A 14,566-nucleotide genomic window follows, 5' to 3' on the forward strand; every position below is an offset into this window, starting at 1 on the left:
CGGTTACCGCCCGATCAGGCGGAGGCCTCCTCGGCCAGCCGCTCACGAAGAATGGCTATGGCGACCTTGCCCGCATTCATCACGTGATGAGCAGCTGCCTTGCGGGCTTCCTTGCCCCGCCGGGCGGCCAGATGACCGACAACCACGTCCAGTTCCTCAAGGCTTTCGCGCGTTCTCCCCGGCGCACCAAGAGAGGTTGCCCGCAACACCATGACGCGCGCGTTCAGCGAAGACAGCGTGTGGCCAAGCGCCTCGTTGTGTGCGCCGAAAATCAAGCAGTCGTAGAAGGCATTCTTCGCGGTCAGCCTCTCCAGGGGGTCAGTGATCTTCTCCCCCTGTTTCAGCACCTCGAACGCAGCCTTCAGCGCTTCGATATCGCTATCGGTAGCATTCTTGGCGAAAAGCTCACACGCGAGCCCTTCCAGTTCGACACGCACCTGGTAGATGCCTTCGGCTTGGTCCGGCCTCAGGCGAGCGACGATCGGCCCGCGATGAGGCACCACCTCGACGAGGCCCTCGCTTTCAAGTTGGCGCAGCGCTTCGCGCACGGCCGTACGGCTGACGCCGGTCATCTCACAGAGATCGCGCTCCGTAATGCGCTGGCCGGCCTCGAAATATCCAAGCGCAATGGAATTGCGAATGCTCTCCGTAACGCTGTGACGTACCGGCGCAGCAGCCTTGACCACTTTGAAGTCGAAAGGCGGTGTTTTTCCATTCATAGACATAGCCTTGGGTTGGTCCTTCTGGCCCGCGAGAAGGATCGGTATTACCGTATTACTATACGGCAATTGCTTCTTTTGGAAGCACCAGATTTTCCCGATGCCCGTTTCTCGTGCAATGTTTCACTTTTCTGCACTGTCTATGACCTTCATTGCCGCCGCAACTCCAGCCTCCACATCAAGGTCCTTGACGCCGGCGGCCTTGAGCCCGCCAACGATGGCTGCAACCGAGACGAGTGAATAGGTCGGACGTGCAGTCGGGCCCATATGCCCGATGCGCGTAAGCTTGCCCAGCGTCTCGGCACGGCCAGAAGAAAAGACAACGCCGTAGCGATCACGGATCGACGCCCGCAGCTTTGCTTCGTCGATCCCATCGGGGATTGCCACGGCAGTGCAGGTTGGCGAGGCGATGTCTTCCCGTGCCGCCCAGAGCTTCAGGCCGGCTGCTTGCACGCCTGCCCGGCATGCCTTGGCTGTCAGCGCATGGCGCGCCCATACTGCCTGCTCGCCTTCCTCCAGATAGAGATCCATGGCGGCGTCGAGGGCGTTGATTTCGGAAACCGAGGGGGTAAACGGGAACGGTTGGCCAGCCTCGTGAGCTCGTTTCCAATCACTGATCGAAAGCATCGAAGCTGTCGGGGCATCGGGATTGGCGGCGATCTTCTCCCAGGCAGCCTCGCTGACGTGCAGAAGCGACAAACCGGGCGGGCAGCCGAGACATTTATTGGGGCCGGTTACGAAAATATCGGCGCAAGCCGTCTCCGGAAGCACGTCCATGCCGCCAAAGGCCGATACGGAATCGACGATGAAGAGCTTTCCCGCCGCTCTCACCACTGCACCGATTTCGGCCACGGGATTGACGGTGCCTGACGGGGTATCATGGTGGCAGAGCGCGACCACGGCGATATCCGGACGCTTTTTCAACATGTCGGCCACCGCATCGGCCGTCAGGACATCGTTATAGGGAACTTCCAATTCGACCAGCTCCCGCGCATAGCGCGCTGCCCAAAAGCCGAACCCCTTGCCGTAGACGCCGGAAACGAGGTTAAGCACCACGTCTTTCTTGGCGATCAGCGAAGCCGCAGCCGCTTCGAGCCCCAGCACGGGCTCGCCCTGGAGGATCACGGGTGGGGTTTTCGTGTGGAAGGCGCGCTGTACCTTGGCATTGACGGCTTCGTAGAACGCAAGGAACGCCGGATCGTAGTCGTAGAGCACCGGGCGGGACAGGGCGCGCAGCACCGCTGGATAGGCATCGACCGGCCCCGTGGTCAAGGTAAAGATTGGATCGGCAATTTTCGTCTGGTTCATATCGCTCCCCTTTTTGTTCTCAGTTGTCGTCTCTCGTCAGGGCGAGAAACGACGTTCCATCCCTCGCGGTCTCGATCGCTTCAAGCGATGAGATCAGCGCATCCGCGTCGAGCGCGAGACCGCGCCAACCAATCTGCGCCCGGAACTTTGCTGCGAGTTCAGTATCGGTCATGGGCTGGTCGAGCCCGCCTCTGGCGCCCGCTATCTCGCGTGCGATGTGGCGCCCATCGCGCAGCCGCAACCGAACCTCAACGGATTCCACCACGTAGGATGGATCATCGGCGAACGTCACTTTCGCCCCCATTGTCCTCAGGGCTGGATCGAGAACGGCGCTATCGGAAAAGGCCTGAAGATCGGCCCTGCCCCACAGCAAGCTAACGGCGACAGCATGCTGCGCACTCACCTGTGCGAGCCGACCGGTCTTAACATCGGGCCGATCGGTACGCTGCCGCAACAACGGATGGCCGACCAATTCGACGGATACGATATCGTCCGCGTCGAAACCGCCTTCAGCATGAACCGCCAGGCAGGCTTCGATCACCGGGTTAAGGACCACGCCACAAGGATAGGGCTTGAAGGTGTTTTTCAATATTTCCCAGCGACTGCCGAGTTCTCCAGTCAGCGCGGTGTAGTCGGGTGCGTCGGAATGCAGCGCAAGGAAACCGCGAACGCCTTCGAGCGGCAGGTCCGGCCCGGTATAGCCTTCGGCCGCAAGCTTGGCCGCCATCAGCCCGGCGCGCGCGGCCTGCCCCACGGAGAGGCTCTTCGACATCGTCCCGAGCGTTTCCACGGAACCTGCAGCCTGAGCCAGTGCATGACCCAGCGCGTCCACGAGTTGCGGCGGCGAAAGCCGCATCAGCCGCCCAGCGGCCATCGCTGCGCCGAACGTGCCGCAGGTCGACGTAATATGCCAGCCGCGCGCATAGTGGACAGGGTGCAGTGCATTGCCCAGCCGGCAGGTGATCTCGGCGCCGAGCACGAAAGCTTCCACCAATGCCTCGCCCGACACCGCGCGCCCCTCGCCGGCCAACGTCTCAGCCAATGCCAGCACGGCAGGTCCGACCGGAGCGGATGGATGGATAACCGTTGGAATATGCGTGTCGTCGTAGTCGAATATGTTGGCGGAGGCCGCATTGATGTAGGCAGCCCACAGCATATCGGTCCGTTCCCGCCGTCCGATAAGGCTCGCGGTCGCGGGCCCCGAAAAGGCCGGCAGCAGTGCCACAAGCTTCTGGATCGCCGCCTCGTTCGATCCGCCGATCGCCGTTCCGACCATGTTCAGCAGCGAGCGTCGACCGGCTGCTCGCACCGGATCCGGCAGATCCGGCGGAGAGTGAACGAAACTGGCGACAGCAGCGCTGAGATCGGCCATATCAGACACCGGCGGCCTTGCCGCGTACCTCAGTCTCCGCCCATTTTTCAAGCGGGCGGATGATGGCCGTCATGTCCGCGTCAGGACCGAGATCCGCCTTTGTAATCGAAAAGAGCATCCGTACTGCGTTCCCGACCATCATCGGCACGCCCAGCCGCTCGGCCTCCTCCAGGCAAAGGCGGATATCCTTCAGCGACAAGCTGATGGCGAAACCGAAATCGAAACCGCGCGGCAGCACGAAACGCGGAATCTTGTCGACGCTTGCCGAGGTGCGTCCCGAGCCGGCATTCAGCACTTCAATCATCACATCCGCATCGAGGCCAGCCTTCGCGCCCATGACCATTGCCTCGGAGGTGATCGCGAGAGCCGCTGCCGAGCATATGTTGTTGATCAGCTTCATTACCTGCGCCTTGCCGGGCTCCTCGGCAACGCGGATAACCTTGCCGAGCGTAAGCAGCATCGGCTCGGCCACCGCGAAATGCGCGGACGGACCGGCGGCCATCAATGCCAGCGTTCCCTTTTTCGCACCGGCCACACCGCCGGAGACCGGGCTATCGATCAAGGCGATGCCCGCCGCCGAGAGTATCTCTGCGAGGTCCATTTCCGCCTTGGGGCCCGTCGTCGAGAGATCGACCACACGCTTCACCACACCGGGATTGGCCGCGATGGCTCGCCCAACGGCCAGCACCACTTCGGGTGTCGGCAGCGACAGGAACACCGTTTCGACGCGCCCTGCCAGCTCCTCAACGCTGCCGCCGGCATCCGCGCCCGCCGATGTTAGGGCAGCGACGGCAGCCTCGGCGCGATCGTTGACAACGAGCTTGTAGCCCGCGCCGATCATGCGCTCCGCCATCGGACGTCCCATATTGCCGAGGCCGACAAAACCCACTTCAGTCATTCCACTCTCCTGTTATCGTGCCGGTCCTGCCGTCAGGCAAAGGACCAGCCATTGTCTACGGGGATGGCCGCACCATTGATGCCTTCGCTGGCAGAACCGCAAAGGAAGAGCGCGAGCGCCGTCACTGTCTCCATCGGGATGAATTTGCCGCCGGGCTGCCGGCTGGAGAGGAAAAGCGCTGTCGCCTCCCCGACGCTGATCGCCTTTTCAGCCGCCAGCGCGCCGATGCGGTCCAGCGCCGAATCCGTTGCCATCAATCCCGGGCAGATCGCGTTGCAGGTGATGCCGGTGGCAGCGAGTTCGAGCGCGACCGTGCGCGTCAGTCCGACAATCGCGTGCTTGGTCGTGACGTAATCGGCCCGTCCGGCAAGCGCGATCAGGCTGTAGACCGAGGCCATGTTGACGATCCGACCCCAGCCCTGCTCCTGCATGGCGGGCAGGCAGGCGCGGATCAACCGAAACGGCGCCGAAAGATTGACTTCCATTGCCCTGTCCCAGTCAGCGTCTGCGAGCGACTGTACCGGCGACATCTTACGGACTACGGCGTTGTTGATGAGGATGTCTATTTTTCCGAGGTCCTGCTTTGCCGCGCCAACGAGACGATCGGCTGCGCCTTCCTCCGAAAGGTCCAGTTCAATCGCTCCGGCCGGCCGTCCGATCTCGGCAGATAGGGCCGCCGCCGCATCAGCAATCTCGGGGCGGATGTCCGTAAGGAAGACGCGATCGCCGGACTTCGCGAAGGCTCGCGCCAATTCCAAACCCAGGCCAAGGGCGGAGCCGGTGATCAAGACGCCACGTCCAGACACATCGCTCATCGCGCCAATACCTCCCAGGAAGGAAGCGGCTCCGCATCCAGCCGCACAACGATGCCCTCCAGCGCCGTCGAGGATGCGGGATAAGCGCGCATCACCGCAGGGTCATGCCCCGGCACGATATGGTTCGGGCTCGGAGCAAGCTCCAGTAGCCTGGAATAGCCACGAATGAGGGCCGCTTCGTCATAGAGGACCGGAAAGGGGTTGCGCCGTTCCATATTGGCATAAAAATGGGTTGCATCGGAGGCGAGCACTACCCAGCCACGCTCCGTAAAGACGCGAACCGCCTGCAGGCCGGCACTGTGACCCGGCACGGCATGCAGCCATAGGCCGGAAGCAAGCTCGACATCTCCCCGATGGAATTCGATTCGTCCGTCGTAGAGGCTCCTGATGTAGGCAACGATATTTTCGACATCGAAAGGCGCGCGCGCCTTGGCATCGCACATGCAGGGGCCGGTGGCATGCCCAGCTTCGTCGACCTGCAGGTGGAACCGAGCCTTCGGGAAGTCCGACAGCGTCCCCGCATGGTCATAGTGAAGATGCGTCAGGACCACCTGCGCAACAGCGGAGGCATCGACGCCGAGAAGGGCCAGCGCATCGACCGGGCGCCGCAAAAGCGTACGGCCTCGCGCATCGGCAGCCTCCTGCCCGAAGCCTGTATCGATGACAAAGACCTCTTCTCCCCGGCGGGCAAGCCAGATGAAATAGTCGAGATCGGCTCCCGACTCATGCGGATCCGCATAGAGAAAATTGTCCTTGGCCTTGCGTCCTCCGTGGGTGGCATAGCGCAGCGCATAAAGCTCGAAAGGCGCAATTTCAGTCTCGGGCGCTGCTGCTGAATCTGCCATTATTCCCACTCCCACCGCGTGACGCCCTGGCAGGCACCGCGGCTCCATTTCAGTATGACCGTAATCTTGTCATACAATCTATTGACAGGTCAAGTCCGGCATGTCTAACCTTGAGACAATCAGAACGGCCACACGGGGAACTCGAAAGACAACTGGCCGGACTGCCCCTCAACGGAGAGATGCATGACTCGTCCCGAATTCGATACTGAACAATTCCAGAAAGGGTTGAAGGTTAGGCGCGAAGTGCTCGGCGATGCATATGTCGCACCGTCGCTGGCGAACGCCGATGACCTTACCGCGCCCCTGCAGAAGCTTGTTACCGAATGGTGCTGGGGTGAAATCTGGACACGTCCGGGACTTGAACGCAAGACCCGCAGCTTTCTCAACCTCGCCATGCTGACCGCGCTGAACCGTCCGCACGAGGTCAAGCTCCATGTCCGCGGAGCGCTTAACAACGGCGTGACGGAAGAGGAGATCGTCGAGGTCATCCTCCAGGCAGCCATCTATTGCGGCGTACCCGCCGCGCTTGATTCCATGCGTGTTGCCTCCGAAGTGATCCGGCAGGTCCGCGAAGAAAAAGCCGCTAACGCTTAACTCTCATCAACCGGAAGCGCTCCACAAAAAGGGGAACACCGGCGATTCCAATTGCAATAGGAGGCCTGAGTGACAAAGGGAAAGCCCGAGACCATCAACGGTAAGCCGCACAAGCTGAAGACCGGGGAAGAATACAAGGAGTCCCTCAAGGACAACCGCCAGATATGGGTCGGCGGCGAGAAGCTAAAGTCGGTCTACGATGAGCCGGCACTCGCGAGCGGCATCGATCTGCTGGCGTCGATGTTCGACGATCAGTTCACCGAGGAGCATGCCGACGCGACCACCTACTACGACGAAAAGGTCGGCGCCGTCCTCAGCCGTTCCTGGCAGATCCCGCGCACCAAGGAAGACCTCGCCGCGCGGCGCAAGATGATCGAATACACCTCGCTCAAGACTGCCGGCACCTTCGGTCGTCCGCCGGATCTCGCACCTTCGATCGTTGTCGGCCTCTATGCCTATCTGCCGACCTTCAAGAAGAAGAAGTCGCTGATCGAAGGCATTGATCCGGATTTTGCCGAGAATATCGAGCGCTACATGGAGTTCGGTCAGAACAACAACCTGACTGCCTCGGAAAGCCTCGCCGGCCCGCAAGCCGACCGGTCCTCCCCGAAAGCATCCGAAGCCTCGCTGCTCAAGGCGCGCAAGGTCACCAAGGACGGTGTCTATATCTACGGCGCGAAGACAGTCGGCTCGATCGCTGCGCAGGCCAACGACATCTTCTTCACCAATCTCGGCGGCATTCAGGAAACGCCGGCGGACGCCTGCATCTGGGGCTCGGTTCCGATCGACACCCCCGGCATCAAGATGATCTCCCGCGAAATGGTTTCGCAGCCTCAGTCGAGCAAGTTCGACCATCCGGTGTCCAGCCTCGGTGAGGAAGCCGACCAGTTCATCGTCTTCGACAACGTCTTCGTTCCAAAGGAGCGGCTGTTCAACCTCGGCGACCCGACTGCGATGAGCTACTACGGTCCGGTCTGCGTCTTCGCGCACTGGCACGTTCTCACCCGCCTCGCGGTGAAGGCCGAACTCTTCGTCGGCGCCGGCCAGATGGTGCTCGATTATCTGGGCACCGGCCGAATCCCGGCCGTGCAGATGATGCTCGGCCAGCTCGTCGAATACGCCCAGACGCTGCGCGCCTTCGTCACCGCTGCCGAAGCGCTTGCCGTTCCGACGGAAGGCGACGTCATGCGCCCCGATGTCGGGATGCTGACGGCCGGTCGCCTCTACTCGATCGAGAACTACCCGAAGATCATCCACATCCTGCAGGAATTGTGCGGCCAGGGCCTGGTCATGCGTTTCGGCAAGAAGGCTTTCGACAACCCTGACGTCGGCCACTTCCTGCACGAACTCCTTCCCGGACATGGCGTTTCGGCCATGGTCAAGGAGCAGTTGATGAACTTCATCTGGGACATGACGTCGGGTTCGCTCGCGGGTCGCGTGGCCTTGTTCGAAAACGTCAACGCCACCCCAGCGCCTGCCCTTCGCGCAAGACTCTACAACGAAGTCAAGCGTGATGGTTATGTCGCGCAAGTGAAGAAGATCGCCGGGATCGAATAAGCTGGCTGCCCCGTCCGACCCAAAGTCGGGCGGGGTTTACTTTTCGGACATGCTGGAGACTGCGATGGATCATGCCGCGCTCATCGACCGATTTTATCTTGCCTACGCGTCGCGCGACGCGGAACAGGCCGTCGCCCTCTACCATCCCGAGGGCTGGCATGAGGAAGTCGCCATGGGCAAACGCCGCGAAGGGCGCACCGCCCTGGCGGAAGGCCTGGTCGGGTTTTGGCGCATGCTGCCTGATGTCTCCTGGGACCGAAGAGGTTATATAAGGGCGGGCAACACCATTGCCGTCCCCTATCACATGACCGGAACGTTCACACCGCGTGGAGAAGGCGCGACCCCACGCGGGATTGCTCTTGACGGCCTGCATCTTTTCGAACTCCACGCAGGGCTCTTGATCGGGACCAAGGACATGTGGGACCTCGATGTTTTCAAAGGGCAGATGAGTTAAGACGATGGACGATCTGGCAAAACTGGACGGCATGGCGACAGCCGGATTGATCTCCAAAGGCGAGATCAGCGCCGTTGAAGCGCTTGATGCGGCAATCACGCGGATCGGGCGATTGAACCCGAAGCTGAATGCCGTCGTCCACGAGCACTTCGATCTCGCTCGGCAGCAGATTGCAAACGGACTGCCGAAAAGCCCGCTTTCCGGCGTACCCATGCTCCTGAAGAATACCGGCTTCGAGGCCGAGGGCATGCTCTTGTCGAGCGGCTCCGAACTGCTGCGCAACGCCGTCAGCAAGCGCGACTCCACCATCACCGCACGCTACAAGGCGGCCGGCATGGTGATCGTCGGTAAATCCAACACGCCGGAATTCGCCCTCAGCTTCACCACCGAACCCGACGCCTTCGGCTCGACCCGAAATCCCTGGGACGTCAGTCGCACGGCCGGCGGCTCGTCGGGCGGTTCGACGGCTGCAGTCGCAAGCGGCATGGTGCCGCTCGCCAACAGCTCGGACGGCGCTGGCTCGACGCGGCTCCCCGCCAGCCATTGCGGCCTCTTCGGCTTCAAGCCGTCGCGACTGGTAAATCCCGTCGGTCCGGTTGCGGCTGAAGCAATCGGCGGCATGTCGACGCCGCATGCCGTCACCTGGTCGGTGCGCGACAATGCCGCCATGCTCGACATATCCAGTGGCGGCGATCTCGGCGATCCCTGGGCCTCGCCAGCCACACCCGGAAGCTATCTCGCATCGCTCGACAAGACGCCTCCCCGCCTCAAGGTAGCGATGATCGTTGCCTCGCCGACAGGCAGCCACATCGAACCAGAGATGATCCGCAGCGTGCGTGAAACGGCGCGGCTGCTGGAGGGCCTCGGCCATCACGTCGAGGAGGTCGCCGACGCTGGCTACGACGGGGAGGCCCTGAAGACTGCCTGGCGCGTCGTCGTCGGTGTCAACGCAGCCCTTGGCGTCTCTGGTGGCGATCCCTCTTCCGCGAACATTTCAAAACTTGAACCGGTCAATCAGGAGTGGGTTCGCGAGGCGCTTAACGTGCCCGGCACGCGCTATGTCTGGGCTATCAATCAGCTGCATGCCTCCGCCCGCGCGCTGGCGCGGTTTTTCTCCAGCTATGATCTCATGTTGACGCCGGCCGCGGCCGAGCCCGCCCCGCCGCTCGGCAAGCTGGCCGGCACGGGCAAACACATCGATGAATTCTACGACCTGTTCTGGTCCCATTCCCCGTTCACCGCCGTCTTCAATGCGTCGGGTTGCCCTGCAATGTCGGTGCCGCTTGGCATGACCCCGACTGGCCTTCCCATCGGATCGCATATCGGCGCTGCGTTCGGAAAGGACGCCATGCTTTTCACGCTGGCGGCAGAACTCGAACGCGCCGCCCCATGGATCGACCGGCGCCCGACGCTTTTCGGCTGAGGAAATTCCCATGAAGAACACAGACATCCTTGCCCTGAACGCTCGCGAAATGGCTGCTGCCGTCGGATCCGGCGCACTCACTGTTCGTGCCGTCACCGAAGCGCACCTTGAACGCATCGCCGAAACTGACGGTCCGGTGATGGCCTGGCAGCATCTCGACGAGAAACAGGTGCGCGCAACCGCCGGCGCAATGGACGCCGCCAGCGTCAAGGGACCGCTCGCGGGCGTCCCGATCGGCGTCAAGGACGTGATCGACACCGCAGACATGCCGACCGGCTACGGAACGACGATCTATGACGCGTTTCAGCCACCGTGGGATGCGCCCGCCGTGCAGATCACGCGCAACGCCGGCGGCCTGATCCTGGGCAAGACCGTCAGCACTGAACTGGCCATGGCGAGCCCCAACAAAACGCGCAATCCGCACAATCCCGCCCATACGCCCGGCGGCTCGTCATCTGGCTCTTGCGCGGCGGTCGCGGCGGGCATGGTGCCGCTCGCCTTCGGCACGCAGACATCCGGTTCGGTCATCCGTCCGGCGAGTTTCTGCGGCGTCACGGCCTTCAAGCCCACATTCGGATCGATCAACACGGTCGGTATCAAGGTGCTGTGCCACGGTCTCGACACGCTTGGGATTATCGCCCGCAACATCGGCGATGCGGCTCATTGCGCCGCGGTTCTTTCCGGAAAATCCGAACTCGCCGAACTCGCCGCGCCCGCGCGCCCGCGCATCGGTGTTCTTCTCGGCACGCGCCTCGAAAAGGCTGAGCCCTATGCCATCGAGACAGTCAATCGCCTCGCATCGCTCGCGGGGACTGCCGGTGCTGATATCACCATCATCCCTGCACCGGCCTGGTATGACGGCATATTCGAACTGCACGAGGCGGTGATGGGCTGGGAGGTGACCCAATCGCTCGCTTCCGAAGTCAGCCGCCACTGGAACGAGTTGACGCCGGTCACCCGCGCCATGATGGAGGACCAGGGGCGTGTCGACGAACGCCGCTATCGCGCTGCCATGACCGAGATCCCGGGAATTCGCCATCTGATGGATTCCATCTTGTCGCGCTTCGATGCGTTCCTGACACTTGCCGCCCCCGGCGAAGCGCCGGAAGGCATGCCGACTGGAGATCCGATCTTCAACCGACTCTGGAGTGTGTTGCAGGTGCCGCTGATCTGCCTGCCTGCGGCAAAGGGACCGAAAGGCTTGCCGGTCGGCGTGCAGTTGGTCGGCGCGCGAGGCGCGGATTATCGCCTCGCCTCAGCCGCACTCTTCCTCGAAACAGCAATCGCCGCAAATGGAGGCGTGGCATGACACAGGATCCAACCGATCACCTGCCCGAAGACTTTCGCACGGCGATGCGCCAGCTGGCAGCGACGGTCAACATTATCACGGCTGGGGAAGGCGATACGCGACGCGGGCTGACGGCAACCGCTGTCTGCTCGATGTCTGTAACGCCGCCATCGATGCTCGTCTGCGTCAACCGTTTTGGCGAGGCGCACAAGGCGATCACCGCCGCCGGCAGTTTTTGTGTCAATATTCTTGCCGATGGCCAGCGCGAGATCGCCATGCGCTTTGCAGGCCAGATCGGCGAGCCGGGGGATAACAAGTTCGCACCCTATCGCTGGACGCGTCTTGTCACCGGTGCGCCGGCACTTGACGGCGCCATGGTCAACCTCGACTGCGAGATCGCGTCGGTCTCCGAAACCGAGAGCCATTCCGTTTTCATCGGCAACGTCAGAGCCATCCGCTTTGGACCGGAGACCTCGCCGCTGCTCCATTACAACCGCAATTTCTTTACGTTGGCCAATCAGACGGCGCTCTGAGCGTCAACGACAGTGGGAACCGGCTGCCTCCAAAATCAAGCAAGAACAAACAGATAGACTGCGCTAGCGATCTACTTGCATCGCACGCGCTCGGTTGCAGCCATAACGATCAAACGGGCGACGCCCAACAGGAGGTATTGGATTATGTCTATTGGTGACGCACAGTTCTTGAAGGGCTGGAGACAGGTGCTCGAGATGTGCAACCTGAAAGCCGGCGAGCAGGTAACCATCCTGACGAGCGACGACAGCAACAAGCAGATCGCCTACATTGCCAAACTTGCCGCCTCCGATCTCGGCGCCGTCGTGACTGAATTGAACCTTGCTCCTGTCAACAGCGAAAAGGCGATCTCGCCCGACAAGTCAGGCTATATCGGCAAGACCCCGCTGGACGGCAATTCGGCTGCGCTTGCCTGCCTGAAGGCGTCGGACATGGTGATCGATACGCTGCAGCTGCTGTTTTCGAAGGAGCAGGAAGAGGTCCTGAAGACGGGAACGCGCATGCTGCTCGCCGTCGAACCGCCAGCGATCATGATGCGCCAGATCCCGCGCCCCGAGGACAAGCTGCGCGTTCTCGCCGCTGCGAAGAAGATCGGCGCCGCGAAGGAAATGCACGTCACATCCAAGGCGGGCACGGATTTCCGCTGCCGTCTCGGTCAGTACCCGGTACTCACGCAATACGGCCTCGCCGACGAACCCGGTCGCTGGGATCACTGGCCGAGCTGCTTCTCCGCCCGTTGGCCCGACGAAGGCAGCGCCGAAGGCACCATCGTCATCGACGAAGGCGATATCCTGCTGCCGTTCAAGAAATATGCACGCGCGCCGATCACCGTTACGATCGAGAAGGGCTTTATCGTCGACATCAAGGGTGGATACGACGCCGAGTTCATGCGCAAGTTCATGGAAAGCTTCAACGATCCGCGCGCCTACGCCATGGCCCATGTCGGTTGGGGCCTTGAAAACCGCGCCAACTGGACCGTACTCGGCCTTTACAATCCGGAGGCCCAGCTCGGCATGGACGCCCGTTCCTTCGCCGGCAACTTTCTCTGGTCGTCGGGCCCGAATACCGAGGCAGGCGGCGATCGCGACACGCCTTGCCATCTCGACATTCCGCTGCGCAACTGCTCGGTTTCGCTGGATGGCGAAGTCATGACGCTCGAAGGCGTCGTAGTTCCCGCAGACCAGAAGTAAGGCCATGAACCATTACGACGTGGCGATCATCGGCGCCGGCTCTGCCGGCGCGCTCCTTGCCGCACGGCTCAGCGAGAACCTGGCACGTAAGGTGGTGCTGATAGAGGCGGGGGGCGAGCCGACCGACCCCGACATCTGGAAGCCGGCCATGTGGCCGGCGATCCAGCACCGCAGCTATGACTGGGACTACAAGACTGTTCCACAAGAAGGGACCGCTGGCCGCAGCTTTGCATGGGCGCGTGGCAAGGGTCTCGGCGGATCGAGCCTGCTGCATGCGATGGGATACATGCGCGGTCACCCCGACGATTTTGCGGCCTGGGCAGAGGCAACAGGAGACCAGCGCTGGAGTTGGGAAGGCCTGCTGCCGGCGTTTCTGGCGATCGAGGACCATTCTCTGGGCGGGGATGGCATCCACGGAAAGGGCGGACCGATGCCGGTTCGCATACCGGCCGAAGATGTGAGCCCCGTGGCGCGCGCCTTCATCGAGGCGGGAGCAGCACTTGGCCTTCCCCGTATTCCCGGCCACAATACCGGGCGGATGATTGGCGTTACGCCGAATTCGCTGATGATCCGCAACGGGCGGCGCGTCACTGTCGCCGAAGCATGGCTGACGCCGGAGGTACGCGCGCGTCCGAACCTGACGATCATGACGGGCACGCTGACGCAACGTCTGGAACTCGAGAAATCGCGCGTTACGGCAATCGAGATTGTCGGACACGACGGCAGCACAAGGATCGGTGCCGGTGAGATCGTTCTGTCCGCCGGATCGCTGGAAAGCCCGGCGCTGCTGATGCGCTCAGGCATAGGACGCGAAGATGTTCTACGCGAGGCGGGTGTGACCTGCCGCGTCAAGGCGCCGGAGCTGGGCCTCAACCTGATGGATCACCTGCTTGGCGCCGGCAATCTCTACGCCGCGCGACGAGAAGTTGCCCCGTCCCGTCTGCAGCATTCGGAAAGCATGGCCTACATGCGCGCCGCCGATTTTTTGGCGGAAGGCCAGCCCCAGATCGTCGTCGGATGCGGTGTCGCCCCGATTGTTTCCGAGTGCTTTACCGCATCGGCAGCTGGCAGTGCCTACTCACTTCTGTTCGGCGTCACCCATCCCACGAGCCGTGGCGAGATCCGCATCACTGGCCCCGAGTGTGGCGATCCTCTCAAGATCGATCCACGCTATCTGCAGACGGAAAACGATCGCCAGATGTTCCGCGCAGCCCTCGCTGCCGCGCGGGAAATCGGCCATCACAAGGAACTCGCTGGCTGGCGTGATCACGAGATCCTCCCCGGCCCGTTGAAGACGGAAGCCGATATCGATGCCTTCATCGCTAAGGCGGCGATCACGCACCACCACCCATCCGGCACCTGCCGCATGGGCAAGGATGAAACCTCGGTAGTGGATCCTGACCTTCGCCTCAGAGGGGTCGACAATCTTTCTGTTGTCGACGGCTCGGTACTGCCAAGTCTGACGGCAGGTCCGATTCATGCGGCTATTCTAGCAATCGCCGAAACCTTCGTCGGCATTCTTGAGCGCGTAGGCCCAACGATAAAGCAACAATGACGGCATGACCGCGGAAT

14 protein-coding genes are annotated in these 14,566 nt (G+C 62.0%); 8 read left to right on the top strand and 6 right to left on the bottom strand.

Going from position 1 to position 14,566, the window contains the following annotated elements:
* Nucleotides 1-14: 14 nt before the first annotated feature.
* From QTL94_RS21590 to QTL94_RS21615, 6 genes are all read right to left on the bottom strand, one after another.
* Nucleotides 15-719 (bottom strand): GntR family transcriptional regulator, encoded by a 705-nt coding sequence (locus QTL94_RS21590; protein ID WP_065691980.1) that lies wholly within the window; start codon nt 717-719, stop codon nt 15-17.
* 123 nt (nt 720-842) lie between these two features.
* Nucleotides 843-2,027 (bottom strand): pyridoxamine--pyruvate transaminase, encoded by a 1,185-nt coding sequence (ppaT, locus tag QTL94_RS21595; protein WP_065691979.1) that lies wholly within the window; start codon nt 2,025-2,027, stop codon nt 843-845.
* Between the two features lie 19 nt (nt 2,028-2,046).
* A complete protein-coding gene (locus tag QTL94_RS21600) occupies nt 2,047-3,399 on the bottom strand; it encodes an MmgE/PrpD family protein (protein ID WP_065691978.1) in 1,353 nt (450 codons plus the stop codon).
* 1 nt (nt 3,400) lies between these two features.
* On the bottom strand, nt 3,401-4,297 hold the full coding sequence (locus QTL94_RS21605) for an NAD(P)-dependent oxidoreductase (RefSeq protein WP_065691977.1): 897 nt from the start codon (nt 4,295-4,297) through the stop codon (nt 3,401-3,403).
* A 32-nt stretch (nt 4,298-4,329) separates the two neighbouring features.
* Complete coding sequence (locus QTL94_RS21610) at nt 4,330-5,112, bottom strand: SDR family NAD(P)-dependent oxidoreductase (protein WP_083199393.1); 783 nt, start codon at nt 5,110-5,112, stop codon at nt 4,330-4,332.
* Nucleotides 5,109-5,957: an N-acyl homoserine lactonase family protein gene (locus QTL94_RS21615; RefSeq protein ID WP_065691976.1), complete on the bottom strand. Its 849-nt coding sequence runs from the start codon at nt 5,955-5,957 to the stop codon at nt 5,109-5,111. Before QTL94_RS21615 ends, QTL94_RS21610 begins: the two co-directional genes overlap by 4 nt.
* 183 nt (nt 5,958-6,140) lie before the next feature.
* Between QTL94_RS21615 and QTL94_RS21620 the strand changes: the two genes are divergently transcribed.
* From QTL94_RS21620 to QTL94_RS21655, 8 genes are all read left to right on the top strand, one after another.
* Nucleotides 6,141-6,551, top strand: a complete 411-nt coding sequence (locus tag QTL94_RS21620) for a carboxymuconolactone decarboxylase family protein (protein WP_065691975.1) — start codon at nt 6,141-6,143, stop codon at nt 6,549-6,551.
* A 69-nt stretch (nt 6,552-6,620) separates the two neighbouring features.
* Nucleotides 6,621-8,108: a 4-hydroxyphenylacetate 3-hydroxylase N-terminal domain-containing protein gene (locus tag QTL94_RS21625; RefSeq protein ID WP_244499499.1), complete on the top strand. Its 1,488-nt coding sequence runs from the start codon at nt 6,621-6,623 to the stop codon at nt 8,106-8,108.
* Between the two features lie 64 nt (nt 8,109-8,172).
* Nucleotides 8,173-8,562, top strand: a complete 390-nt coding sequence (locus QTL94_RS21630; protein WP_065691974.1) for a nuclear transport factor 2 family protein — start codon at nt 8,173-8,175, stop codon at nt 8,560-8,562.
* A 4-nt stretch (nt 8,563-8,566) separates the two neighbouring features.
* Complete coding sequence (locus QTL94_RS21635) at nt 8,567-9,985, top strand: amidase (RefSeq protein WP_065691973.1); 1,419 nt, start codon at nt 8,567-8,569, stop codon at nt 9,983-9,985.
* A 10-nt stretch (nt 9,986-9,995) separates the two neighbouring features.
* Nucleotides 9,996-11,294: an amidase gene (locus QTL94_RS21640; RefSeq protein WP_065691972.1), complete on the top strand. Its 1,299-nt coding sequence runs from the start codon at nt 9,996-9,998 to the stop codon at nt 11,292-11,294.
* Nucleotides 11,291-11,806, top strand: coding sequence for a flavin reductase family protein (locus QTL94_RS21645; RefSeq protein ID WP_065691971.1), 516 nt, complete (start codon nt 11,291-11,293; stop codon nt 11,804-11,806). Before QTL94_RS21640 ends, QTL94_RS21645 begins: the two co-directional genes overlap by 4 nt.
* Nucleotides 11,807-11,950: 144 nt before the next feature.
* Entirely contained in the window at nt 11,951-12,994 is a 1,044-nt protein-coding gene (locus QTL94_RS21650; protein ID WP_065691970.1) for a 2,5-dihydroxypyridine 5,6-dioxygenase NicX family protein, read from the top strand.
* A 4-nt stretch (nt 12,995-12,998) separates the two neighbouring features.
* Nucleotides 12,999-14,549, top strand: coding sequence for a GMC family oxidoreductase (locus tag QTL94_RS21655; RefSeq protein WP_065691969.1), 1,551 nt, complete (start codon nt 12,999-13,001; stop codon nt 14,547-14,549).
* Nucleotides 14,550-14,566 lie beyond the last annotated feature (17 nt).

The organism is Rhizobium sp. S96, assembly GCF_030382195.1.
Classification (GTDB): Bacteria; Pseudomonadota; Alphaproteobacteria; order Rhizobiales; family Rhizobiaceae; genus Rhizobium.